Source organism: Bradyrhizobium sp. CCBAU 45394 (assembly GCF_028128655.1).
Classification (GTDB): domain Bacteria; phylum Pseudomonadota; class Alphaproteobacteria; order Rhizobiales; family Xanthobacteraceae; genus Bradyrhizobium; species Bradyrhizobium diazoefficiens.
In genome coordinates, this window is record NZ_LBIX01000175.1 from 399,639 (window position 1) to 423,700 (window position 24,062).

General features: G+C 64.6%; 18 protein-coding genes and 1 pseudogene. 9 read left to right on the forward strand and 10 right to left on the reverse strand.

The window, feature by feature from the left end; all coding sequences use genetic code 11:
* Nucleotides 1–92 precede the first annotated feature (92 nt).
* Complete coding sequence (locus tag WN73_RS37100) at nucleotides 93–1,319, forward strand: ABC transporter substrate-binding protein (protein ID WP_028172601.1); 1,227 nt, start codon at nucleotides 93–95, stop codon at nucleotides 1,317–1,319.
* A gap of 162 nt (nucleotides 1,320–1,481) precedes the next feature.
* Here WN73_RS37100 and WN73_RS37105 read toward each other — a convergent pair whose 3' ends face one another.
* A complete protein-coding gene (locus tag WN73_RS37105) occupies nucleotides 1,482–1,907 on the reverse strand; it encodes a DUF1330 domain-containing protein (RefSeq protein ID WP_011083733.1) in 426 nt (141 codons plus the stop codon).
* A gap of 180 nt (nucleotides 1,908–2,087) precedes the next feature.
* Between WN73_RS37105 and WN73_RS37110 the strand changes: the two genes are divergently transcribed.
* Nucleotides 2,088–4,301, forward strand: coding sequence for a transglycosylase domain-containing protein (locus tag WN73_RS37110; RefSeq protein ID WP_271557199.1), 2,214 nt, complete (start codon nucleotides 2,088–2,090; stop codon nucleotides 4,299–4,301).
* Between the two features lie 293 nt (nucleotides 4,302–4,594).
* Here the strand turns inward: WN73_RS37110 and WN73_RS37115 are convergent, their stop codons facing one another.
* The 4 genes from WN73_RS37115 to WN73_RS37130 form a co-directional block, all read right to left on the reverse strand.
* Entirely contained in the window at nucleotides 4,595–5,434 is an 840-nt protein-coding gene (locus WN73_RS37115; protein WP_271557200.1) for a M48 family metallopeptidase, read from the reverse strand.
* A 321-nt stretch (nucleotides 5,435–5,755) separates the two neighbouring features.
* Nucleotides 5,756–7,084, reverse strand: a complete 1,329-nt coding sequence (locus WN73_RS37120; RefSeq protein WP_028172598.1) for a polyhydroxyalkanoate depolymerase — start codon at nucleotides 7,082–7,084, stop codon at nucleotides 5,756–5,758.
* Nucleotides 7,085–7,206: 122 nt separating this feature from the next.
* Complete coding sequence (locus WN73_RS37125; RefSeq protein WP_271557201.1) at nucleotides 7,207–8,025, reverse strand: ABC transporter permease; 819 nt, start codon at nucleotides 8,023–8,025, stop codon at nucleotides 7,207–7,209.
* A gap of 238 nt (nucleotides 8,026–8,263) precedes the next feature.
* Entirely contained in the window at nucleotides 8,264–9,067 is an 804-nt protein-coding gene (locus tag WN73_RS37130) for an ABC transporter ATP-binding protein (protein ID WP_271557202.1), read from the reverse strand.
* A gap of 106 nt (nucleotides 9,068–9,173) precedes the next feature.
* Between WN73_RS37130 and WN73_RS37135 the strand changes: the two genes are divergently transcribed.
* Entirely contained in the window at nucleotides 9,174–10,496 is a 1,323-nt protein-coding gene (locus tag WN73_RS37135; protein WP_011083727.1) for an ActS/PrrB/RegB family redox-sensitive histidine kinase, read from the forward strand.
* A gap of 102 nt (nucleotides 10,497–10,598) precedes the next feature.
* A complete protein-coding gene (locus WN73_RS37140; protein WP_008141807.1) occupies nucleotides 10,599–11,153 on the forward strand; it encodes an ActR/PrrA/RegA family redox response regulator transcription factor in 555 nt (184 codons plus the stop codon).
* 114 nt (nucleotides 11,154–11,267) lie between these two features.
* Here the strand turns inward: WN73_RS37140 and WN73_RS37145 are convergent, their stop codons facing one another.
* Nucleotides 11,268–11,759 carry an MmcB family DNA repair protein gene (locus WN73_RS37145; RefSeq protein WP_011083725.1) on the reverse strand — a complete coding sequence of 164 codons (492 nt, stop codon included), beginning with the start codon at nucleotides 11,757–11,759 and terminating at the stop codon, nucleotides 11,268–11,270.
* A gap of 261 nt (nucleotides 11,760–12,020) precedes the next feature.
* Between WN73_RS37145 and WN73_RS37150 the strand changes: the two genes are divergently transcribed.
* Nucleotides 12,021–13,718, forward strand: a complete 1,698-nt coding sequence (locus WN73_RS37150) for an alpha-amylase family protein (RefSeq protein WP_271557203.1) — start codon at nucleotides 12,021–12,023, stop codon at nucleotides 13,716–13,718.
* A 175-nt stretch (nucleotides 13,719–13,893) separates the two neighbouring features.
* Here WN73_RS37150 and WN73_RS37155 read toward each other — a convergent pair whose 3' ends face one another.
* Nucleotides 13,894–15,492: an alpha-amylase family glycosyl hydrolase gene (locus WN73_RS37155; RefSeq protein ID WP_271557204.1), complete on the reverse strand. Its 1,599-nt coding sequence runs from the start codon at nucleotides 15,490–15,492 to the stop codon at nucleotides 13,894–13,896.
* 171 nt (nucleotides 15,493–15,663) lie between these two features.
* Here WN73_RS37155 and WN73_RS37160 point away from each other — a divergent pair, with 171 nt between their 5' ends.
* Entirely contained in the window at nucleotides 15,664–16,356 is a 693-nt protein-coding gene (locus tag WN73_RS37160) for an MBL fold metallo-hydrolase (protein WP_161532908.1), read from the forward strand.
* A gap of 93 nt (nucleotides 16,357–16,449) precedes the next feature.
* Here WN73_RS37160 and WN73_RS37165 read toward each other — a convergent pair whose 3' ends face one another.
* Entirely contained in the window at nucleotides 16,450–17,628 is a 1,179-nt protein-coding gene (locus WN73_RS37165; RefSeq protein WP_271557205.1) for an extracellular catalytic domain type 1 short-chain-length polyhydroxyalkanoate depolymerase, read from the reverse strand.
* Between the two features lie 129 nt (nucleotides 17,629–17,757).
* A complete protein-coding gene (locus WN73_RS37170; RefSeq protein WP_271557206.1) occupies nucleotides 17,758–19,170 on the reverse strand; it encodes an MFS transporter in 1,413 nt (470 codons plus the stop codon).
* Nucleotides 19,171–19,329: 159 nt separating this feature from the next.
* Between WN73_RS37170 and WN73_RS37175 the strand changes: the two are divergent.
* The 3 genes and pseudogenes from WN73_RS37175 to WN73_RS37185 all read left to right on the forward strand — a co-directional run bounded on the left by WN73_RS37175 (nucleotide 19,330) and on the right by WN73_RS37185 (nucleotide 23,097).
* Nucleotides 19,330–20,194 (forward strand): annotated as a pseudogene (locus WN73_RS37175) (FAD-dependent oxidoreductase).
* A gap of 148 nt (nucleotides 20,195–20,342) precedes the next feature.
* The gene (locus WN73_RS37180) at nucleotides 20,343–21,578 is read left to right on the forward strand and encodes an LLM class flavin-dependent oxidoreductase (RefSeq protein WP_011083717.1); all 1,236 of its coding nucleotides are present in this window, start codon (nucleotides 20,343–20,345) and stop codon (nucleotides 21,576–21,578) included.
* 142 nt (nucleotides 21,579–21,720) lie between these two features.
* Nucleotides 21,721–23,097: a cytochrome P450 gene (locus tag WN73_RS37185; RefSeq protein WP_028172588.1), complete on the forward strand. Its 1,377-nt coding sequence runs from the start codon at nucleotides 21,721–21,723 to the stop codon at nucleotides 23,095–23,097.
* A gap of 106 nt (nucleotides 23,098–23,203) precedes the next feature.
* On the opposite strand, the gene WN73_RS37190 is transcribed toward WN73_RS37185, so the two are convergent.
* On the reverse strand, nucleotides 23,204–24,043 hold the full coding sequence (locus tag WN73_RS37190; RefSeq protein ID WP_028172587.1) for an SDR family NAD(P)-dependent oxidoreductase: 840 nt from the start codon (nucleotides 24,041–24,043) through the stop codon (nucleotides 23,204–23,206).
* Nucleotides 24,044–24,062 lie beyond the last annotated feature (19 nt).

Consider the following 24,062-nt stretch of genomic DNA (forward strand, 5'->3'; position numbering starts at 1 on the left):
CGCCTCCTCCACACTCCCCGGCAGCGATGGCGCCGGGCGCGCAACAGTGCGTCCGGCAGATCATCGGCAATAACAAGCTGAGGAAATTGCGAATGAGGAATGGAATGCTGCATCTGGCCACGGCAACGGCGCTGACCCTGGCGCTGTCGGTCTCTGCGGCCAATGCCCAGAAAAAATATGATCCGGGCGCCAGCGACACCGAGATCAAGGTCGGCCAGACCGTGCCGTTCTCGGGGCCAGCGTCGGCCTATGCGTCGATCGGCAAGACCCAGGCCGCTTACTTCAAGATGATCAACGACCAGGGCGGCATCAACGGCCGCAAGATCAATCTGATTCAATACGACGATGCCTATTCGCCGCCGAAAGCGGTGGAGCAGGTCCGCAAGCTCGTCGAGAGCGACGAGGTGCTGCTCACCTTCCAGATCATCGGCACGCCGTCGAACGCGGCCGTGCAGAAATATCTCAACTCCAAGAAAGTGCCGCAGCTGTTCGCGGCCACCGGCGCCTCGAAGTTCACGGACCCCAAGAACTTCCCGTGGACCATGGGCTACAATCCGAACTATTTCGTCGAAGGCCGCATCTATGGCCAATACATCCTGAAGGAGCATCCGAACGCCAAGATCGGCGTGCTCTATCAGAACGACGACCTCGGCAAGGACTATCTGAACGGCATCAAGGCCGGCCTCGGCGACAAGGCCGCCAAGATGATCGTGACGGAGGCGTCCTACGAGGTGTCCGACCCGACCGTCGATTCGCAGATCCTCAAGATCAAGGATGCCGGCGCCGATTTGTTCTTCAGCGCGACCACGCCGAAGCAGGCGGCGCAGGCGATCAAGAAGATCGCCGAGCTCGGCTGGCATCCGGTGCAGATCGTCGACATCAACGCGACCTCGGTCGGCGCGGTGATGAAGCCCGCGGGGCTCGATGCCGCCAAGGGCGTCATCAGCGTCAACTACGGCAAGGACCCGCTCGATCCGACCTGGAAGGACGATGCCGGCATGAAGCGGTATCTCGACTTCATGGCGAAATACTACCCGGACGGCGACAAGGACTCGAACTTCAACACCTACGGCTACGGCACCGCGCAGCTTCTGGCCCATGTGCTCCAGCAGTGCGGCGACAACCTGACGCGCGAGAACGTCATGAAGCAGGCGGCGTCGCTGAAGGACGTGACCGGCGACATCGCACTGCCCGGCATCAAGGCCAACACCTCGCCGACCGACTACCGCGTCAACAAGCAGCTTCAGATGATGAAGTTCAACGGCGAGCGCTGGGAACTGTTCGGCCCGATCCTGGAGGATGCAGGGCCGGCGGGTTAGTTTCCTCCGCTGTCATTCCGGGGCGATGCGACAGCATCGAACCCGGAATCTCGAGATTCCGGGTTCGGCTCTTCGAGCCGCCCCGGAATGACTGAACAAGAAGGCGTGGATGGCTGGGTCAAGCCCGGCCGTGACGGCAGAGAGAGTGTCGCTCCGCGGCTCTCAAGTCGGCACCTCGCCAAAGTTCTTGCCCACCGGCAGCACCGCGTGCCGGATCAGCCGCGAATCCTCCACGGCGGCCTGGCGGTGCTTCACCGCCTCGCGATAGACGGGATCGCGGATCATCTCGACGAAGGCGGCGACGCTTGGGTATTCAGCGATGAAGCAATGGTCCCAACGTTCCTCCTGCGGGCCGATCAGCATCAGCTCGAACCTGCCCTGCCAGACGATGCGCCCGCCGAGGCGTTCGAACACCGGGCCGCTCTCGCGGCCATAGGCCGCGTAGGCCTCCGCGCCGCTCGCCTTGCGGCCGTCCGGGTAGACGGCGTCTTTGCGCAGCCGCACCAGATTGAGCATGTGGATCGGGCCCGGGCGATCGTTGTCCCGGAATTGCGCGAAAATCTCCTTGGTCGGATCGATGTGGCCCATAGGTACTCCCTCGTGTGTTCCCTCTTGTTTTGTGGCGGCGATCCTAGCTTCGCCGTCCGATCAGCGGAACTGCGGCGGGCGAATGCCGCACCTCCTAATCGCGCGTTAAGCTCTGGGTAACCGGGCCTTAAACAGCGACCGCTAGCGTGCGGCGGGGCGGGCTGACCGGGCGTTTTGCGTATGGCGTGGGGAAAGAAAAAGGGTGGGCGGAAGGAGCCGCTGTTCGGCTTGCCCGCGGCGCTCGCCGACCTACGCCTGACCGCGGCCGACCGCGTCCCGGGCGGCGAGGACAAGCCGAAGAAGTCAGCGAAATCGTCCGCCAGGCGCAAAGCTGAGGATTCCGGCGACGAGCCGCCGCGCGAGCGGAAGCCACCGGCCGGCCGCAGCGGCGCCAAGCGCCGGTCGAAGTCGCGTATCGGCGCCAGCCTTGGCCGCCTGGTCTATTGGGGCGCGGTGGTGGGCCTGTGGGGCGCCATCGCCGTGGTCGGCGTCGTGATCTATGTCGGCGCCCATCTGCCGCCGATCCAGTCGCTGGAAATTCCCAAGCGTCCGCCGACGATCCAGATCGTCGGCATGGACGGCAGCATGCTGGCGCAACGCGGCGAGATGGCCGGCGCCAATGTCGCGCTGAAGGATCTGCCGCCATACCTGCCCAAGGCCTTCATCGCCATCGAGGACCGCCGCTTCTATTCGCATTTCGGCATCGATCCCGTCGGCATCCTGCGCGCCCTCGTCACCAACGTGCTTCATCGCGGCGTGTCGCAGGGCGGATCGACGTTGACGCAGCAGCTCGCGAAGAACCTGTTCCTGACCCAGGAGCGCACCATGCAGCGCAAGCTGCAGGAGGCGGAGCTCGCGATCTGGCTGGAGCGCAAGCATTCCAAGGACGAGATCCTGGAGCTCTATCTCAACCGCGTCTATTTCGGCTCCGGCGCCTATGGCGTTGAGGCCGCCGCGCAGCGCTATTTCGGCAAGTCGGCGAAGAACGTGACCATCGCGGAAGCCGCGATGCTGGCCGGCCTCGTCAAATCGCCTTCGCGGCTTGCGCCGAACCGCAACCCGGAAGGCGCGGAAGCGCGCGCGCAAATCGTGCTCACGGCGATGGCGGATGCAAAGTTCATCACCGAAGCGCAGGCGCAGGCCTCGATCGGCCATCCCTCCTACAACGTGAAGCCGGTCGGCGCCGGCACGGTCAATTACGTCGCCGACTGGATCGGCGAGGTGCTGGACGACCTCGTCGGCCAGATCGACGAGAGCATCAAGGTCGAGACCACGATCGATCCGAAGCTGCAGGGCGTGGCGGAAGCCGCCATCATCGACGAACTCGCGGCCAAGAGCGTGAAGTTCAATGTCAGCCAGGGCGCGCTGGTGGCGATGACGCCCGACGGCGCCGTGCGCGCCATGGTCGGTGGGCGGAACTATTCCGAGAGCCAGTACAACCGCGCGGTGACCGCCAAGCGCCAGCCGGGCTCCTCGTTCAAGCCGTTCGTGTACCTGACCGCGCTCGAGCAGGGCCTGACGCCCGACACCGTACGCCAGGACGCGCCGATCGAGGTCAAGGGCTGGAGACCTGAGAACTACACCCATGAATATTTCGGCGCGGTGACGCTGACCCAGGCGCTGGCGATGTCGCTCAACACGGTCGCCATCCGCCTCGGTCTCGAGGTCGGGCCCAAGAACGTGGTGCGCACCGCGCACCGGCTCGGCATCTCCTCGAAGCTCGAGCCCAATGCCTCGATCGCGCTCGGCACCTCCGAAGTCTCGGTCGTCGAGCTGGTCGGCGCCTATGCGCCCTTCGCCAATGGCGGCTTCGCGGTGACGCCGCATGTCGTCACGCGGATCAGGACGCTCAGTGGCAAGCTGCTCTACATGCGCCAGCCGGACGAGCGCAACCAGGTGATCGACCCGCGCTATGTCGGCATGATGAATTCAATGATGCGGGAAACGCTGATATCAGGCACCGCCAAGAAGGCCGAGATCCCCGGCTGGCCGGCGGCCGGCAAGACCGGCACCAGCCAGGATTACCGTGACGCCTGGTTCATCGGCTACACCGCCAACCTCGTCACCGGCGTCTGGCTCGGCAATGACGACAACGCGCCGACCAAGAAGGCCACCGGCGGCGGCCTGCCGGTCGAAGTCTGGTCGCGCTTCATGCGCACCGCGCACGAGGGCGTGCCGGTGGCGAACTTGCCGAACTCGCAAGCGAGCTGGGGCCTGTCGAACCTCGCGCAGGCGGCATCGCAGGTGTCGCCGCCGACGGCGGCCGCGCCCGGACCGGCGCCTGTGAACAATAGCGGCTATCGCCCGCCACCGACGCGCGCCAATGCGCGGCCGGAAGCGGCGGCGGGGCTGGATGGCTGGCTGATGGACCGGTTGTTTGGTGGAAATCGGTAGGCCTTGCTTGAGGCCGTAACGACCTCAAAACAGAAACTGCGAAAACAACCCCATGCACAGTAGCCGGTGATTGCTGGCGCGATGCGCGGTGGATTGTGCGAGGTCATTGATACGTCGGGCAAATCAAAAGCCGTGGCGCAAGGCGCTGACGTCGCCCCACTCTCCGCCGTCATTGCCCGCGAAATGTTCAGCCCGGTACGCTGCGGCCTCTCGATTCAATAACAACCGCCTCGGAATACTAGATCGCCCGCTTTCGCGGGCGATGACAGCTCCAATTTGGTTAGCAGCCGACGCTAATCCTCGACCCCGTACCGGTGCAGGTCGTTCCCGCACGTGTCGAGCCACCTCTTGGCGCGCTCCATCGAGGGGCAGACCTTGCCGCACACGCGCCAGAACCGCGCCGAGTGGTTCATCTCGACGAGATGGGCGACCTCGTGGGCGGCGAGATAGTCGAGCACGAAGGGCGGCGCGAGGATCAGGCGCCAGGAGAACGACAGCGAGCCGGCCGAGGTGCAGGAGCCCCAGCGGCTGGACTGGTCGCGGATCGACAGCCGCTTGACCCTGACACCGAGCTCGCCGGCATAGGCTTCGGCCGAACGCTGAAGATCGTGGCGCGCCTCGCGCTTGAGGAAGTCATGGACGCGGCGGTCAGCATGTTCGACGCCGCCGGCGACGCAGAGAATGCGTTCACCGCTGTCGCGCACTTCCGTCCACACCGTGCCGCGCGCACCGGCGCGATGAACGATACGATGGGGAACACCGCGAAGCGGTATCACTGTGCCAGGCTGGAACGGCGCGGCCTTCGGCAAACGCCCGAGACGTGCCGCAATCCATGCACCGTGACGCTGCGCGAAGTCTTTTGCTTCGGCGAGCGTGCCGCGCGGCGGCATGGTGAGGATGGCTTCGCGATCGCTCGGATGAATTCTGAGCGTGTAGCGGCGCGCACGCCTGTGCCGACGCAGCCGAATCGCAAAAAACTGCGATCCATGGGTGATGACGAGGGTCTTTGGCTCGTGGGGCCGCCGATAGAGGAGAGCGCGAGTGGCCATGTCTGTCAGTCCGGGGAGCAGGAGTTCGCCCGGATTCTGCCATAACCGCCGCCAGGGAAAGCGCTCGGCGCAAAAACAAATCATTTGCCCAATATACAGGGGTCTGGCGTCCGGGAGACCCTACAGACTGGGGTTGGAACCCGCTTTTTTCGCCCCCTCCGGACGCATGCGACACCCCCAAGGGGTGAGGGCTGACTCACTCCTATAAAGCTACCTAAATACCGCGAATCTGGAGGGAACCAAGCCCTGCCGGAACCTCCGGCAGCACCCGAATTTTCGACGGGAAAGCCGAAAAACGCGTCGAGAGCGATGTCCGCTCCGATGTGATCGAACGGAGATGGCTCTCGATTCCACTTCTGACGCGTTTTCTTTGCGCGGACCGGTCCCGCTTCGCTCGAAAACGCTCTATTCGGCCGCGAGAGCCTGCAACGAGCTCGGATTCGCAGCGGAGACCATGAAGTCGTGAATCCTCGGCACGATTTCCGACTTGAAACGCGAGCCGTTGAACACGCCGTAATGGCCGACGCCCTTCTGGACGTAATGAACGCGGCGATGATCGGGGATCGAGCGGCACAATGTGTGCGTTGCTTCGGTCTGACCGAGACCGGAGATGTCGTCGTTCTCGCCTTCGACCGTCATCAACGCCACACGCTTGACCTTGGAGGGATCGACGCGGGTTCCACGATGGGTCATCTCGCCCTTCGGCAGCGCGTGCTTCACGAACACGGTGTCGACGGTCTGCAGGTAATACTCGGCGGAGAGGTCCATCACCGCGAGATATTCGTCATAGAACTCACGATGCTTGTCGACGAGATCGCCGTCGCCCTTCACCAGATGGGCGAAAAGCTGCTTGTGGGCATCCATGTGCCGGTCGAGATTCATGCTGATGAAGCCGTTGAGCTGCAAAAATCCCGGATAGACGTCGCGCATCATGCCCGGATGCGGGAATGGCACCTTGGTGATGACGTGGTTGCGGAACCAGTCGATGCCGCGCTCCTGGGCGAGGTTGTTCACCGCGGTCGGATTGCGGCGGGTGTCGATCGGGCCGCCCATCAGGGTCATCGAGGTCGGCACGAACGGATCGCGCTGCGCTTCCATGATCGAAACGGCGGCGACGACGGGCACCGAGGGCTGGCACACCGCCATGACATGGGTGTTGCCGCCGAGGACGTGCAACATCTCGATGATGTAGTCGATGTAGTCGTCGAGATCGAAGCGGCCGTCGCTGAGGGGCACCATGCGGGCATCGGCCCAGTCGGTGATGTAGACATCATGCGCGGGCAGCAAAGCCTCGACCGTGCCGCGCAGCAGCGTCGCATAGTGGCCGGACATCGGGGCTACGATCAGCACGCGCGGCTGCGGGCTGCGCAGCGGACGGGTGAACTTGCGATCGAAGTAGAGCAGCCGGCAGAACGGCTTTTCCCAGACCGAACGGATCTCGACGGGGACGCGGATGCCGTTGACCTCGGTGTCGTTGAGGCCCCATTCCGGCTTGCCGTAGCGGCGCGTGGTGCGCTCGAACAATTCGCAGGCCGCGGCGACCGACTTGCCGACCTCGGTGCGCGCCCAGGGATTGAGGGGATTCTGAAACAGGAACTTGGTCGCGTCGGTGACCGCACGTGCCGGATTGAGAGAGGCGTGGGCCATCTCGTACATCCAGTACATCGGCGTCGTCAGGACCGGACTGCCTTCTGCAGCCAGGGGCGGCGCGCCGCCAAACTCACCAATAGGCATCGCTATATCCCTCTTCGCATCGCAGCATACTGCCGAATGCGTAATATTGCGTCAATGCACCGTCCCCGTACATCTACGTGGCAAAGACGGTTAAATCAGCCTGAATCCACGGGAAAGTGAAACTATTCGCCGCTGGACAGCAGCGAGCCGTTCTTCCTGGCGCTGCGCAAAAGGGCAAGGAATGCCCAAAAAGATGCAATCAGCAGCCCTAAATTGATGGCCAGCGCCTCCAGCATCAGGTCGGTGCGGAAGGTGTTCTCGATCAAGAGCGCCCGCATCCCCTCGAAAACGTAGGTCGGCGGCAGCGTCCAGGCGACAACTTGCAGCCAGCCCGGCAGCACGCTGACCGGATAGTAGATGCAGGCGAGCGGCATGATCGCGAACATCAGGGTCCAGACGATGCTCTCGGCGCCGAGACCGTTTCGCAGCACGAGTCCCGACACGAAGATGCCGACCGACCAGCTGGTGAAGATCAGATTGCAGAAGAACGCGATCAGCGGCAGGCCGAGGGCGTAGACGTTGAAGTGAAACAGGAACAGCGCGAGCAGCGTCATCGGGATCACGCCGATCGCGAGCCGGATCAGGCTCATGATCATCAGCGACAGCAGAAACTCGATCGGCTTCAGGGGGCTCATCATGAGGTTGCCGAGGTTGCGCGCCCACATCTCCTCCAGGAAGGAGATGGAGAAGCCGAGCTGGCCGCGGAACAGGATGTCCCAGAGGATGACGGCGCCGATCAGCGTGCCGCCGGCGCGCGCGAAGAAATTGGCGTTTTGCGCGATGTAGAGCTGCAGGAAGCCCCAGGTGATGACTTGGAGCGCAGGCCAGTAGAGCAGCTCGAGCAGCCGCGGCCAGGACGACATCAACAGGTACCAGTAGCGCAGGATCATCGCGCCGATGCGCTGCATGGAGATGCCGCGATGGAGGGAGAGCTCGGTCATGGCTGCACCGCGTAGCCCGGATGAAGCTTCGTCATTCCGGGGCGCGCGGAGCGCGAGCTATGATGCGCAATTGCGCATCTGAGAATCCATAACCACAGGCGGCGATTGTGGGACGAGGCCGGCAACCCCGAGTCTTCGCCAAATTCAATCCTGTGGTTATGGATCCCGGGCTCGCGACTATGTCGCGCCCCGGGATGACGGGATCCATCCGGGCTAGGACCGAAAAATCGGGACTCCCTCATCGCGCCGCCTCCTTCTCGCCGTTCACCCGGCCGCGCGCGACGTCCAGGAACACCTCCTCCAGCGTAGTGCGGTTGTAGCGGGCCATGATGGCCTCCGGCGTGTCGTCATCCTCGATGGGGCCGCGCTTCATGATGATGACGCGGTCGCACAGACGCTCGACCTCGAGCATGTTGTGCGAGGCCAAGAGGATGGTGGCGTTGTTCTCCTTGCGATAGCGCTCCAGATGGCCTCGCACCCAATCGGCGGTGTCAGGGTCGAGCGAGGCGGTCGGCTCGTCCAGGAGCAGCAGCTCGGGCTGGTTGATCAGCGCTTTCGCCAGCGCGACGCGGGTCTTCTGGCCGGCGGAGAGCTTGCCGTTGGCACGGTCGATGAATTCGGTGAGGTCGAGATCGTCGGCGAGCCTGGCGATGCGGTCGGCGAGATTCTTCACCGCATAGAGCTTGCCGAAGATGGTGAGGTTCTGCCGCACCGTGAGCCGCATCGGCATGTCGACATAGGGGCTTTCGAAATTCATCCGCCCCAGCACGGAAGCGCTCTCCTCGGGCATCTTATGCCCGAGCACCTGCACGCGGCCGGAGGTCGGCAGCACCAGGCCCATGATCATCGCGATGGTCGTGGTCTTGCCGGCGCCGTTGCCGCCCAGGAGCCCGGTGATGCTGCCGCGCGGCAGCGAAAAGGAGATATCGTCGACGGCGCGGGTCTGCTTGTAGACCTTGACGAGGTGATCGACCGCAATTGCCGCAGAGGAGCTGCGCTCCGCGACAGTCGGCGGACTTGAAGCTTTGTCGTTCCCGGTCATGCTGAGCCGTTCTTCTGCTATTGCAGCTGACAGCGCAAGGCTTGTAATCCGGGTGGTTCCACCAGCCGCGCGTTCGTGACCAGAAGGCACCGCCACATTGGCCGACATGACCGAAATTGCCGCTTCCGACTTCCGCCCCGCGCAGCGGCATATCCGCCTGGACACCATCCTGCGGCTGCGCTGGCTCGCGGTGCTCGGCCAGCTCGCCGCGATCTTCATCGTGGCGCAGGGGCTGGAGTTCAACGTCGAGATCGTCCCCTGCGTCAGCATCATCGCCCTGTCGGCCTCGCTCAATCTGGCGCTCCAGACCGTGTCCAATCCGCTGCAGCGGCTGGAGCCGATGCAGGCGGCCGGACTGCTTGCGCTGAACATCGTGGAGCTGGCCGGCCTGTTGTTCTTCACCGGCGGGCTCCAGAACCCGTTCTCGTTCCTGTTCCTCGCACCGGTGCTGATCTCGGCAACCGCGCTGCCGGCCCGCTTCACCTTCGGGCTTGGCGTGCTGGCGGTCGCCTGCGCCTCGGTCCTGTTCTTCTTCCACCTGCCGCTGCCCTGGGATTCCGACGATCCGCTGGTGCTGCCGCCGATCTATCTCGTCGGCGTCTGGCTCTCGATCGTGCTCGCGATCGGCGTCACCAGCCTTTACTCGTTCCAGGTCACCGAGGAGGCGCGCAAGCTTGCGGATGCGCTCGCCGCGACCGAACTGGTGCTGACGCGCGAGCAGCATCTGACCCAGCTCGACGGCCTCGCCGCCGCGGCCGCGCACGAGCTCGGCACGCCGCTCGCGACGATCTTCCTGATCTCGCGCGAGCTGGAAAAGACGGTGAAGGACCCGATCTTTGCCGCCGATTTGAAAACCCTGCGCGAGCAGACCCAGCGTTGCCGCGACATCCTCAGCAAGATCACCCAGCTCTCCTCCACCGGAGCGCCGTTCGACCGCATGAAGCTGTCGGAGCTGATCGAGGAAGTGGTGGCCCCGCACCGCGATTTCGGCGTCGACATCAAGGTGCGGATCGCGGTGGCCGCCTTCGCCGAGCCGGTCGGCTCGCGCAACCCGGCGATCCTCTACGGCGTCGGCAACATCGTCGAGAACGCAGTCGATTTCGCCCACACCACCGTCGAGGTGAACGCGTGGTGGAACAAGGACACGATCGAGCTCCTGATCTCCGACGACGGCCCCGGCATTCCGCCCGATATCCTTAACCGGATCGGCGAGCCCTATCTGTCGCGGCGGCGCACCCCGGATGACGCCGGCGGCGAACGGCGCGGCCTCGGGCTTGGCGTGTTCATCGCGCGCACCCTGCTCGAACGCACCGGCGCCAAGGTCTCGTTTACCAACCGGATCTTTCCGGAACACGGCGCGGTGGTCCAGATAACGTGGCCGCGACAGCGTTTTGAGGCTATCGAGACGCTTGAAGAAACAATAGGATAGACCGCGACCTTGCGTCGCACAGGCCGGCTGATCGACTATTGGCGGCCTTGGCGCCGCCCGTTTGCGACGCCATATGTGGATGTGCAGAGAGAGGACGAAACCTTGAACGCCATCGCCGAACTGAACGAACAGACCGACCGCTCGCTTCTCATCGTGGAGGACGACAAGCCGTTTCTGGAGCGCTTGTCGCGCGCGATGGAGACGCGCGGCTTTGCGGTGACATCGTGCGACACCGTCTCGGACGGTCTCGCGCAGATCGGCAAGGCGGCGCCGGCATTCGCCGTGGTTGATTTGCGCCTCGGGGACGGCAACGGCCTCGACGTGGTCTCGGCGCTGAAGAAGAAGCGCCCGGATGCACGCGCGATCGTGCTGACCGGCTATGGCAACATCGCCACCGCGGTGACCGCGGTGAAGATGGGCGCGATCGATTATCTCTCCAAGCCGGCCGATGCCGACGACGTCGTCGCCGCGCTGCTGTCGACCAGCGCAGAGAAATCCGAGCTGCCGACCAACCCGATGTCCGCCGATCGCGTCCGCTGGGAACACATCCAGCGCATCTACGAGATGTGCAACCGCAACGTCTCGGAAACGGCGCGGCGGCTCAACATGCACCGCCGGACGTTGCAGCGCATTTTGGCCAAGCGCGCGCCGCGGTAACGGTTTCGTAGGGTGGGGAGAGCGAAGCGAAACCCACCTTCCTTGCTGACCTGACCGCCTTGCTTACCTGACCGAAAGTGATGGGTTTCGCTTCGCTCTACCCATCCTACGGACTCATTCCCAGAAATCCGCGTGCCCCTGCGGATCGACCAGCCGGTTGATCCGCAAAGCCGCCGCCATCGCAAAACGCACCGTCATCTGCTTGCGCGTGGCGGCCGCGATCTTGTGCTCGGGCGCCTCGCAATGCAGATGCGCGCCATAGGCGTCGGCGATGATGAGGCCGGTGCCTTGCGGAAAGATCTCGCACGGCAGGTCCTGCGTGAAGGCGAAGAACAGCCGGTCGCAGTGGGCGCGGTATTCGTGCCATTTCTGATCCGCGCGCAGATCCTCGACCGACGACTTGATCTCGACGATCCAGATCTCGCCGCGCTCGTTCAGCGCCACCAGATCGGCGCGCCGGCCCGACGGCAGCGGCAGTTCGCTGATGCAGGAAAATCCGAGCGAGCGCAGCAGCCGCGCCGTGCCGCGCGCGATCGCCAGCGCCGTCTCGGATTGGCGGCGGTCCGGCGGCGGCACGAGGGCGATGTTGCGGGCGCTGCTGTCCATGGGATGAGGATAGCCGATTCCATTCCACCCGTCATTCCGGGGGCGCGCCAATTGGCGCGAGCCCGGAATCCATAACCACGGGGAGCGGTTGTGGCGCAGGACGGGTAACTCCCGGTCTTCGCAAAACTACTCCCTGTGGCTGTGGGTCCCGGGCTCGCGCTTCGCGCGCCCCGGGACGACGGCCGGGCAGGAACCTCCCCCTGCCCTCGCACTTATCACGCAGCCGCCGCACCCCGGCGGGACCTGTGAGGCCGCTCGCGCATGATCGACGATCTCTGGTACAAGAACGGCGTGATCTACTGCCTGTCCGTCGGCACCTATATGGATGCCGACGGCGACGGCGTCGGCGACTTCAAGGGCCTGCTGCGGCGGCTCGACTATCTGCACGGCCTCGGCATAACCACGATCTGGCTGATGCCGTTCCAGACCTCGCCCGGCCGCGACGACGGCTACGACATCGCCGACTATTACAGCGTCGATTCCCGCTACGGCACGCTCGGCGACTTCGTCGAATTCGCCCATGGCTGCAAGCAGCGCGGCATCCGCATCATCATCGACCTCGTCGTCAACCACACCTCGGACCAGCATCGCTGGTTCAAGGAAGCGCGGCGCGACAAGAACTCGCCCTATCGCGACTGGTACGTCTGGTCCGACACAAAGCCCGCCAATGCCAACAAGGGCATGGTGTTTCCCGGCGTGCAGAAATCGACCTGGACGCGCGACAAGGACGCCGGCGCCTGGTATTTTCATCGCTTCTACGATTTCCAGCCCGACCTCAACACCTCGAACCCGCACGTGCAGGCCGAGATTTTGAAGATCATGGGCTTCTGGATCCAGCTCGGCGTCTCCGGATTCCGCATGGACGCCGTGCCCTTCGTGATTGCGACCAAGGGCGCCAAGGTGAAGAAGCCGGTCGAGCAATACGACATGCTGCGCGCGTTCCGCGAATTCCTGCAATGGCGCCAGGGTGACGCCATCATCCTCGCCGAAGCCAATGTGCTGCCGGAAACCGACATGGAATATTTCGGCCGCGATGCCGACCGCATGCACATGATGTTCAACTTCCACGTCAACCAGCATCTGTTCTATGCGCTGGCGTCGGCCGACTCGCGACCGCTGGCAAAGGCGCTGAAGGCGACCAAGCCGCGGCCGGCCTCGGCGCAATGGGGCCTGTTCCTGCGCAACCACGACGAGCTCGATCTCGGGCGCTTGACTCCGGCGCAGCGCGACACCGTGTTCAAGAGCTTCGGCCCCGACAAGGACATGCAGCTCTACGACCGCGGCATTCGCCGCCGCCTCGCGCCGATGCTCGGCGGCGACCGCAGGCGGCTCGAGCTTGCCTACAGCCTGATGTGCACGCTGCCGGGAACGCCCGTGATCCGCTATGGCGACGAGATCGGGATGGGCGACGATCTCTCATTGCCGGAGCGCAATTGCGCGCGCACGCCGATGCAATGGTCGACCGAGCCGCATGGCGGCTTCACCAAGAACGACAAGCCGGCCTGTCCAGTCATCGACAAGGGCCCTTATGGCTTTCCGCACGTCAACGTCGCCAAGCAGCGGCGCGATGCCAATTCCATGCTGAACTGGACCGAACGCATCGTCCGCATGCGCAAGGAGGTGCCGGAGATCGGCTGGGGCGATTTCGCGATCATTGCGACGCGTGATCCGGCCGTCTTCATCATGCGCTATGACTGGCGCAACAATTCGGTGCTGTTCGTGCACAATCTCGATGAGAAGCCACGCGAGATCGCGTTCTCGACGGGGCTGCCTGATGATGCCGGCGCGCACCTGATCAATCTGCTCGCGGAAGACCACAGCCACGCCGACAAGCGCGGCCAGCACCGCGTCGTCCTGGAGCCGTATGGCTATCGCTGGTATCGGGTCGGCGGGTTGGATTATTTGCTGAAGCGGAGTGATATCGACGGGGATACTGCGGGTAACAAGCATCCGGGGTAGCGCCACAGCGTCGTCCTGGCGAAAGCCAGGACCCATTACCCCAAGAGGTCGTTGGCGCGCGAGCTGATAACCACCAGCCTCCGCCACACTGCGTCCTGTGGTAATGGGTCCTGGATCTGCGCTTCGCTTGTCCAGGACGACGTTGGAGAATGACGCTATCGCCTCGCCCTACTTTTTAGGGCGGCGCGACGATCACGCCCTCATTGCCGCGCAGATCCAGCACCCCTTCCAGCCGCTCACCCTCACGATCCAGGAACGTCGACAGCAGGATCTCGCTGCCGAAGCGGATCGCGCTGGTGGTGACGGCGATCGGGTCGGGGCCGAGATTGAGGGCCACGATCACCGCCCTGCCCTCGGCCTCGCGGCGGTAGATCAGGAGATCGCCCTGCGCCGCGATCGGATGATAGTTGCCGGCCACCAGGGGCGGGCTGCTCTTTCGCAGCACGATGAGTCGCCTGTACAGGCTGAGGATCGAGCGCGTGTCGGCTTCGAGATTGACGACATTTTCGTGGATATGATCCTCAGGCAGCGGCAGCCACGGCCTGACGTTCGAGAAGCCGGCGAAGTTCGAGGAATCCCACTGCATCGGCGTGCGGCAACCGTCGCGGCCGACGCCGATGCCGGGCACGTTCTTCTCGAAGGGATCGCGCACATCCTCGGGCGCGATCGCGAGCTGATGCATGCCGATCTCGTCGCCGTAATAGAGCGTCGGCGTGCCGCGCAGCGTCAGCAGCAGCATGGCGGCGACGCGGGCCTGCTCGGGCCCGACGCGGCTGGCGACGCGCGGGCGGTCGTGATTGCCAAGCACCCAGTTCGGCCAGGCGCCTTTCGGCAGCGCCTTCTCGTAGTCGTCGATGATCGTCTCGATCGAGCGCGCGCTCCAGAACGTCGAGAGCAGCGCGAAGTTGAACGGCATCTGCGCGCCGGTGAGGTCGTTGCCGTAATAGGCCATCAGCCGGTGCAGCGGCAGATAGATCTCGCCGATCAGCACGCGGGCGCGATAGGCATCGGTGACGCGGCGCATCTCGGCGATGACGTCGTGCACCTCCGGCTGGTCGGTGGAATATTGCGTGAGTATCTTCTCGTTCGGCGGACGGCCCTCGACGTAGTGAGGATTGGGCGGATTGTCGCGGAATTCGGCGTCCTTGATCAGGTGCCAGATCACGTCGACGCGAAAGCCGTCGACGCCCTTGTCCAGCCAGAACCGCATCGCGTCGTAGATCGCCGCGCGGACGTCCGGGTTGCGCCAGTTGAGGTCCGGCTGCTGGGCGAGGAAGGCGTGATAGTAATATTGACCCGTCGTCTCGTCGAACTGCCACGCGCTGCCGCCGAACTCGGACAGCCAGTTGTTCGGCACGCCGCCATCGGGCGCCGGATCGCGCCAGACGTACCAGTCGCGCTTGGGATTGTCGCGCGAGGACCGGCTCTCGACAAACCAGGGATGCTGGTCCGAGGTGTGGTTGGGCACGAGGTCGAGGATCAGCTTGAGACCATGCTCATGCGCGGCCGTGAGCAGCGCGTCGAAATCCGCCATCGTGCCGAACAGCGGATCGATGCCGGTATGGTCGGAAATGTCGTAGCCGAAATCGGCCATCGGCGAGGGGAAGATCGGCGACAGCCAGATCGCGTCGACGCCGAGCGACTTCACATAAGGCAGCCGCCGCAAGATGCCGGCGAGATCGCCGACGCCGTCACCGTCGCTGTCCTGAAACGAGCGCGGATAGACCTGGTAGAAGATGCCGTCGCGCCACCAATTCACCTCGCCCTGTGCCATGTCGGAGAACCCACCCGAAAATCCGCCTCGCGCGAGAGAACGCGGAAGCAACGCCCCGGTTCAAACCAGCAGGCCAATTGGGACGGCCGTGTGACGGCCGAGGCGGCTGTTCCGGGGCCGGGCCACGAATCTTTTGCTTGGCGGCATGGCAAAAATCGGCATTGTGGCGCCATGACCGAGCAAAATGATACCCAAGGATCCTCGCAAGAGTCCTCGCAAGCCAAGGCCGGCGCGATCATCGTCCCCGTGACGCTGTTCGAGCAGAACTGCACCATCATCTGGGACGAACCCGGCAAGAAGGCCGTGGTGATCGACCCCGGCGGGGACGTGCCGAAGATTTTGGACGCGATCAAGCAGACCGGCGTCACCGTGGAGAAGATCTGGCTGACGCACGGCCATATCGACCATGTCGGCGGCGCCGCGGAATTGCGCGATGCGCTGAAGGTGCCGATCGAGGGACCGCATCAAGCCGACAAGTTCCTGCTCGACAACGTGGTGGAGAGCGGCGCGCGCTTCGGCATGACCGGGGTGCGCAACTTCGCGCCGGACCGCTGGTTAGAGGAGGGCGACGCCGTGTCGATCGGCGGCTTGCAGTTCGACATTCTGCACTGCCCCGGCCATTCGCCCGGCAGCGTGGCGTTCTTCAACAAGGAATTACGTTTTGCCCATGTCGGCGACGTCCTGTTCGCAGGCTCCGTCGGCCGCACCGACCTGCCCGGCGGCAGTCACGCCACGCTGATCAGCTCGATCAAGACCAAGCTGTTGCCGCTCGGCGACGATGTCGGCTTCATTTGCGGCCATGGCGCCGGCTCGAGCATCGGCCAGGAGCGGATGACCAATCCGTTCATCACCGGCGAGATGTAAGCTCGATTCAGCGATGCACCGGCGTCGCCACAAACAGAGCTGTCATCCCGGACAAGCGTAAGCGCAGATCCGGGACGACGCGTGAGGGCTGAGCTACTTCATCAACCCCGCGGCGGTGAGCGCGCGCGTGATGATCTGGCCGAGGTCGAAGCCGCGGGCGTCCTCGCGCTTCGGCTCGGCCGGCGGTTCGGCGACCGCGTCGCGGATCGAGCGGGCCAGATGCGGCGCTGGCGTCAGCGCCGGCTTCGGCGCTCCAGGCTTTGCCTCCACCTTCTTCTTCGCCGCGTCCGGAATCCAGCCGGTCAGGCCGAAGAACTTTGCAATGTGGTAGGACGAGGAGATGCCGGCCTCGATCAGGAACGCGCCTTCGACGCCATAGCGCTGGTCGTTGTCGGCTAGCCCGAGCGGCGTGCCGTGCGCCATGTCGGTGATGGCGTAGGACTCGACCAGCGTCTCGCCGTCCTTGTTCCACCAGGCCTGGCGCGGATAGCCGTCGACATTGGTCTCGGCCATCGGCACGTCAGGCAGGTCGTGCAGGTCGAGCCACTGCTTGACGATCTCGTTGGCATTGCCGGGATTGACGGTGCGGTCGGCACTGCCGTGCCACACCGACATCTTCGGCCAGGGGCCGCGATAATCGGAAGCGTTGCGCACGAGATCGCCGAGCTCGCGCGCGGGACGCGCCGGCGAATGGAACATGCCGTCCAGCGCCTCGCGCAAATTCGAGGCGATGCCATAGGGCAGGCCTGCGATCACCGCGCCGGCCGCGAAGACTTCCGGATAGGTCGCGAGCATCACGGACGTCATGCCGCCGCCGGCGGAGAGGCCGGTGATGAAGACGCGCCTGGGATCGATGCGGTGCGTCTTGATCATATGCGCGATCATCTCGCGGATCGAGCGCGCCTCGCCGCTGTCGCGCGCAGTGTCTTCCGGATTGAACCAGTTGAAGCAGGTGTTACCGTTGTTGACGCGCTGCTGCTCGGGCATCAGCAGCGCGAAGCCGTAGTGCCGTGCGAGCGTCGACCAGCCCGCGCCGAGATCGTAAGCCGCTGCGGTCTGTCCGCAGCCATGCAGCACGACGACGAGCGCGCGCGGCATCTGCAACTGCGCCGGCGCGAACGCGAACATGCGAAGATTGCCGGGATTGTCACCGAAGTCCGCAACCTCTTGCAATGGACCGGGCGCATCCGCGCTGCGGCCGAAGTCGGCAAAGCGCAGACCATCCACCTTCGGCAGGCGTCTCAAGAGATCGATATTTCTGGCAAGCGACACGGCAACTCCTGGCAGGCGACGTTCAACGTCCACCCAAACCAGATAGTTGCTGCACTGCAAAATGAAAAGTGTGTGTGCTGTCAATTACCAGAAATTCACGGAGAAACCGCACGCATTAACCGCAATGCCTCAACTTCGTGCAGATGCGCGGCGCATCCACGCCAGAAATGCGGCGCAGATCATTATTAATGTCACAAACAGCGCGAGCGAGACGAGAAATCCTGCGCGCGGTGATTGCAGAGCTTCGAGCGCGAAGAACAATGCGCCGATTGCGGCCACTCCGGCCGCATTTCCGATCTGCGCAATGGTGCCGTACATGCCGGACGCCGAGCCTGCGGCGACGGGCTTCACGGTGGAAAGCGCCGCGCCGGACAGCGGCGCCATCACCAGGCCCTGACCGTAGCCGAAGATGATCATGGTGAGCGCAAGCCCGATCGGCGTCGGCGCATCGAGATCGACTACAACAAGCGCGAGCGCGGCGAGGCCCGCGATCTGAAGGGCGCAGCCCTCGATCAACACCTTGGTGCCGCGATGGCGCGCCCGCACACCGCTGTGACGCGAGGCCACGATGAAGGCGAACGCGAGCGGAATGAAGGCCATGCCGGCTTCGAGCGGCGGGATCTTCAGGCCGCGCTGCATGAACAGCGTCATGACGAGATAGAACGAGAGATTGGCGACGAAGAAAAAGAAGGCTGCGCCGAGGCCGCGCAGGAACGCCGCATCCGCCAGCAGCGTGAGATCGATCAGCGGCATGCCGCCGGCGCGCCCGACTGCGTGCTCGAGCTTCAGGAATAGCGCGAGGATCACCCCGCCGATCGCCATCGCCGCCCACAGCCACGGCGCCCAGCCGACATCGTGCCCGAACAGCAGCGGACCGATCAGGCACAACAACCCTGCGAACAGCACAACACTGCCCTTGATGTCGAGCTTCGTACCGGCCCGGCGAGGCACCGACGGCATGATGCGCCAGGCGGCACCGGCGATGACGAGGCCGCTGGGAACGTTGACGAAGAACACCGAGCGCCAGCCGGTGCCGGCGAGATCGAGCGTGACGAGAAGCCCGCCGAGCAGGAAGCCCGCGGCGCCCGCAAGCCCGAGCACAATGCCGTAGACGGCAAAGGCGCGGTTGCGCTGGCCGTCGGTGAACAACAGATGCAGCGTCGCCAGCACCTGCGGCACCATCAGCGCGGCGGTGGCGCCCTGCGCCAGCCGCGCGATGATCAGCTCCGCGCCTGATTGCGCCAGCCCGCACCACAGCGAGGTCAGGGTGAAGCCGAGCACGCCGGCCAGGAATACGTTCTTGGTCCCGTGGATGTCGCCGAGCCTGCCGCCGGTGACGACCAGCGTGGCATAGGCGATCAGATAGATCGCGATGACGGATTCGATCTGCGCCGGCGTTGCGTGCAGATCGACGGCGATGGTCGGAATGGCGACGTTCACGATGAAGGCGTCGACGCCGAACATGAACTGGGCGGCGACGACGATGCCGAGCACCCACCAGCGGCGCGACGAATCGATCTGCTTTGTGACGGTTTGATGCATCGGCGCGCGGCCCTTCCGGAATTTATTTGCGCGCGATGCTCGCAGATCGGCGTCATCGGCGCGATTACCTCCGAGGTAGGCCTTGCCGCCTTCTTGCCGCCTTGGCCCGATTGCTGCATGTCGGTTCCCGCTGGTCTCGCGGGGTTCGGAAGTCTTCCGATGTACGACTACGACATGGTGGTGATCGGCTCGGGCTCGTCGGGGCGCCGGGCCGCAGTGCAATGCGCCAAGCTCGGCAAGGCGGTGCTGGTGGTGGAGAAGGGCCGGCGGGTCGGCGGCGTCTCCGTCCACACCGGCACCATTCCCTCCAAAACCCTGCGCGAGACCGTGCTCAATCTGTCCGGCTGGCGCGAGCGTGGCTTCTACGGCCGCTCCTACCGGGTGAAGCAGGATATCGCGGCAAGCGACCTGACGACCCGGCTGCAGAAAACCCTCGATCACGAGGTCGAGGTTCTCGAGCATCAACCTCGAGGCCGCCGGCATCGCCGTCGATCATCGCGGGCGCATCACGGTCGATCCCGTGACATTGCAGACCAGCGTGCCCCACATCTACGCGGCCGGTGACGTGATCGGCTTTCCGAGCCTCGCCTCGACCTCGATGGAGCAGGGCCGCGTCGCCGCCTGTCACGCGCTCGGCATGGAGCCCCTGGCGCCGCCGGAGTTCTTTCCCTACGGCATCTATTCGGTGCCGGAGATCTCGACCGCCGGCCTCACCGAAGAAGAGGTGCGCACGCGCGGCATTCCCTACGAGGTCGGCATCGCCCGCTTCCGCGAGACCTCGCGCGGCCACATCATGGGGCTGAACAGCGGCATGATGAAGATGATCTTCTCGACCAAGACGCGCCGCCTGCTCGGCGTGCACATCCTCGGCGAAGGCGCTACCGAGCTGATCCATATCGGCCAGGCCGTGCTCAACCTCAAAGGCGGCATCGACTATTTCATCCAGAACACGTTCAACTACCCGACACTGGCGGAGGCGTACAAGATCGCCGGCCTGGATGCGTGGAACAGGATGACGCGGTGATCTTCCTTCGCCTCTCCCCGCGGGGAGAGGGAGAAGATGAGCGCATGCCTGCATTCCGCCGCGCGGGACATCGCGCGATTGCGTTCGCGCCATCGGGCACGTAGCCTCACCGTCTCAACAAACAAAAAATCCAGCCGGAGAGAACGCCATGGCGCGCCTGAAGTTCGGAGCCTTCCTTGCCCCGCATCACCCGATCGGGGAGCATCCGATGCTCCAGTTCCGGCGCGACCTCGACCTGGTCGAGCAGCTCGACGCGCTCGGTTATGACGAGTTCTGGTGCGGCGAGCACCATTCCTCCGGCTGGGAGATGATCGCCTCGCCCGAGATGTTTTTGGCCGCGGCCGGCGAGCGCACCAAGCGGATCAGGCTCGGTACCGGCGTGGTGTCGCTGCCCTATCACCATCCCTTCAACGTCGCCCAGCGCATGGTGCAGCTCGATCACATGACCGGCGGCCGCGCCATCTTCGGCTCCGGTCCCGGTGCGCTCGCCTCCGACGCGCACACGCTCGGCATCGACCCGATGACGCAGCGCGACCGCCAGGACGAGGCGATCGGCGTGATCCGCCGCCTGTTCAACGGCGAGCGCGTCACCGCCAGGAGCGACTGGTTCACCATGAACGATGCCGCGCTCCAGCTCCTGCCCTTGCAGGAGGAAATGCCGTTCGTGGTCGCCTCGCAGATCTCGCCCTCCGGCATGACGCTCGCCGGCAAATACGGCATCGGCATCATCTCGCTGGGCTCGATGACGACACAGGGCCTGATGTCGCTCCAGCAGCAATGGCAGTTCGCCGAGGATGCCGCCAGGAAGCACGGCACGACGGTGAATCGCGCCGACTGGCGCGTGCTCCTGACCTGGCACGTCGCCGAGACCCGCGAGCAGGCCCGCCGCGAGGCCGGCGCCGGCCTGATGCGCTGGCACAACGAATATAATGTCGGCACCTTGCAGCGGCCGGGCCTCACCGCGTTCACCTCGCCCGACGAAGCCGTGGACAAGACCGCCTTCGTCGAAGGCGCCGCCTCCGTCATCGGCACGCCCGACGACCTCGTGAAAATGATCAAGAACGTGATGCAGGTCTCCGGCGGCGTCGGCGCCGTGATCGGCTTCGTGCACGACTGGGCCAACCCGGAGAACACGCGCCGGAGCTGGGACCTGGTCGCGCGCTATGTCGTGCCGGAGATCAACGGCTATATCGATGGCCTCCGCAAGTCGCAAAAATTCGTGATCGAGAACCGCGCGATCTTCGAACGCGCCGGCCAGGCCGTGATGGCCAAGATCATGGAGAACGAGAAGGCTGCCGAAGCGCTGAAGGTCACCGGACCCGGCCGCGTCGCCATTCCCGCCGTCAACGCCCCGGATCTGCAGAAGGAAGCGGCGAAGCGGTAGGGCTCGTTGGCGTTACACGTGTAACCACGATCTCAAGCAAGCGATATCGGCCTGTGCTATGCTGCCCCGGTCAGCTGGCGCAGGCCGCAATAAAGTCGCGGTCGCGCGATGTCCGTTCGGTCAGCCAACCGGAGCACTCGTCATGTCGATGCAGAATGTGGCCGCCCCTGCGCTTCAGTTCACCGCCCCCAGGCGTAACGAGCTGACGCACATCCCGGGCGACGAGGGCTGGCCGGTCATCGGCAAGACCTTCCAGGTGCTGGCCGACCCCAAGGGGCATATCGAGGCGAACGGCGCCAAATACGGCCCGGTCTACCGCACCCATGTCTTCGGCGAGACCAATGTCGTGCTGCTCGGACCCGAAGCGAACGAGCTCGTGATGTTCGACCAGCAAAAACTGTTCTCGTCGACGCACGGCTGGAACAAGGTGCTCGGCCTGCTGTTTCCGCGCGGATTGATGCTGCTCGATTTCGACGAGCACCGGCTGCACCGCAAGGCGCTGTCGGTCGCGTTCAAGTCCGGACCGATGAAATCCTATCTCAGCGATCTCGACCGCGGCATTTCCGCGCGCGTCGCGCAGTGGAAGGCCAAGCCCGGCGAGATGCAGCTCTATCCGGCGATGAAGCAGCTCACGCTCGATCTCGCCGCCGCGTCCTTTCTCGGCGCCGATATCGGGCCGGAGGTCGACGAGATCAACCGCGCCTTCATCGACATGGTCGCGGCCGCCGTCGCGCCGATCCGCCGTCCCCTGCCCGGCACGCAGATGGCGCGCGGTGTCGCGGGCCGCAAGCGCATCGTCGCCTATTTCCGCCAGCAGATTCCGCTCCGCCGCGGCAATCACGGCGGCGATGATCTGTTCTCGCAGCTCTGCCGCGCCACCCATGAGGACGGTGCGCTGCTGTCGGAGCAGGACATCATCGACCACATGAGCTTTTTGATGATGGCGGCGCACGACACGCTGACCTCGTCGCTGACCTCCTTCATCGGCGAGCTCGCCGCAAACCCGGACTGGCAGGACAGGCTGCGCGCCGAGGTTCTGGCGCTCGGGCTCGCCCCGGGCGCGCCAAGCAGCTTCGACGATCTCGAGAAGATGCCGCTGTCCGAAATGGCGTTCAAGGAAGCGCTGCGGATCAAGCCGCCGGTGCCGTCGATGCCGCGCCGCGCGATGCGCGACTTCACCTTCAAGGGTTTCAGGATTCCCGCCGGCACCGCGGTCGGCGTCAATCCGCTCTATACGCATCACATGAAGGACATCTGGCCGGAGCCGGACCGCTTCGATCCGCTGCGCTTCACCGAGGAGGCCCAGCGCAACCGCCACCGCTTCGCCTGGGTGCCGTTCGGCGGCGGCGCGCATATGTGCCTCGGCCTGCACTTCGCCTACATGCAGGCCAAATGCTTTGCCCGGCACTTCCTGCAGAACATCGAGGTGTCGCTGGAGCCGGGCTACAAGCCGGACTGGCAGATGTGGCCGATCCCGAAGCCGCGGGACGGGTTGAAGGTGCGGGTGAAGGCGGTGTGATGACAAACACCGTCATTCCGGGGCGCACGAAGTGCGAACCCGGAATCTCGAGATTCCGGGTTCGCACTTCGCGCGCCCCGGAATGACAGCAAATAGCTGGGCCGCCTTACGCCTCCTGATCGAACGCCTTGCGTAGCGCCACGTAGCCCTGCTGCTGCTGGCTCCAGTTGCGGCCGCCGGTGATGGCGCCGTCGATGACGAGGTCGTGGCCGTTGATGAAGCTGGATTCGTCGCTCGCCAGGAACACCGCGGCATGGGCGATGTCGTCGGGAATGCCGGCGCGCGGGATCGGCTGGGCGGTCTTGTAGACTTCGCGCATCACCGCCGGCGTCTTCTCCGCGGCGTCGGTCGCCAGCCCAAGCGCCTTGCCGAAAATGCCGGTCGCGATCGCGCCGGGCGAGATCGAGTTGACGCGGACGTTGGACTCGCCGAGCTCCATCGCCACGCATTTGGTGAGATGGATCACCGCCGCCTTGGCCGCGCCGTAAACCACCGACGAGGAGAAGCCGGCGAGCCGGCCAGCGATGCTGCCATTGTTGATGATGCTGCCGGACCCCTGCTTCTTCATGTAGGGCGCGGCGTGCTTCATGCCGAGCATGACGCTGCGCACCAGCGTCGCCATCGCCGCGTCGAAGCGCTCGACCTCGAGGCCCTCGATGCCGCCGGTCTGCGCCGGCCCGCCGGCATTGTTGAATAGGCAATCGATCCGGCCGAATTTGTCTACCGCGAGCGCGATCAGCGCCTGCATCTGCGCTTCGACCGTCACATCGGTCTGGCGGAAGATGCAATTGGCCCCGAGCTGCTTCGCCAGCGCCTCGCCTTCCGGTATGCGCCGCCCCGCGATCACAATTTTGGCACCTTCGGCAACGAAGACTTCAGCGGTCCGTAATCCGATCCCGCTCGTCGCACCCGTAATCACCGCGACCTTTCCGTCCAGCCTGCCCATGGAATGTCCCTGTTTTCGA

Bases quoted from the DNA above. Each gene is read 5' to 3' on its own strand.
- WN73_RS37100 (WP_028172601.1), top strand. From the start codon at position 93: ATGAGGAATGGAATGCTGCATCTGGCCACGGCAACGGCGCTGACCCTG.
- WN73_RS37105 (WP_011083733.1), bottom strand. From the start codon at position 1,907: ATGGGCCACATCGATCCGACCAAGGAGATTTTCGCGCAATTCCGGGAC.
- WN73_RS37110 (WP_271557199.1), top strand. From the start codon at position 2,088: ATGGCGTGGGGAAAGAAAAAGGGTGGGCGGAAGGAGCCGCTGTTCGGC.
- WN73_RS37115 (WP_271557200.1), bottom strand. From the start codon at position 5,434: ATGATTTGTTTTTGCGCCGAGCGCTTTCCCTGGCGGCGGTTATGGCAG.
- WN73_RS37120 (WP_028172598.1), bottom strand. From the start codon at position 7,084: ATGCCTATTGGTGAGTTTGGCGGCGCGCCGCCCCTGGCTGCAGAAGGC.
- WN73_RS37125 (WP_271557201.1), bottom strand. From the start codon at position 8,025: ATGACCGAGCTCTCCCTCCATCGCGGCATCTCCATGCAGCGCATCGGC.
- WN73_RS37130 (WP_271557202.1), bottom strand. From the start codon at position 9,067: ATGACCGGGAACGACAAAGCTTCAAGTCCGCCGACTGTCGCGGAGCGC.
- WN73_RS37135 (WP_011083727.1), top strand. From the start codon at position 9,174: ATGACCGAAATTGCCGCTTCCGACTTCCGCCCCGCGCAGCGGCATATC.
- WN73_RS37145 (WP_011083725.1), bottom strand. From the start codon at position 11,759: ATGGACAGCAGCGCCCGCAACATCGCCCTCGTGCCGCCGCCGGACCGC.
- WN73_RS37150 (WP_271557203.1), top strand. From the start codon at position 12,021: ATGATCGACGATCTCTGGTACAAGAACGGCGTGATCTACTGCCTGTCC.
- WN73_RS37155 (WP_271557204.1), bottom strand. From the start codon at position 15,492: ATGGCACAGGGCGAGGTGAATTGGTGGCGCGACGGCATCTTCTACCAG.
- WN73_RS37160 (WP_161532908.1), top strand. From the start codon at position 15,664: ATGACCGAGCAAAATGATACCCAAGGATCCTCGCAAGAGTCCTCGCAA.
- WN73_RS37170 (WP_271557206.1), bottom strand. From the start codon at position 19,170: ATGCATCAAACCGTCACAAAGCAGATCGATTCGTCGCGCCGCTGGTGG.
- WN73_RS37180 (WP_011083717.1), top strand. From the start codon at position 20,343: ATGGCGCGCCTGAAGTTCGGAGCCTTCCTTGCCCCGCATCACCCGATC.
- WN73_RS37185 (WP_028172588.1), top strand. From the start codon at position 21,721: ATGTCGATGCAGAATGTGGCCGCCCCTGCGCTTCAGTTCACCGCCCCC.
- WN73_RS37190 (WP_028172587.1), bottom strand. From the start codon at position 24,043: ATGGGCAGGCTGGACGGAAAGGTCGCGGTGATTACGGGTGCGACGAGC.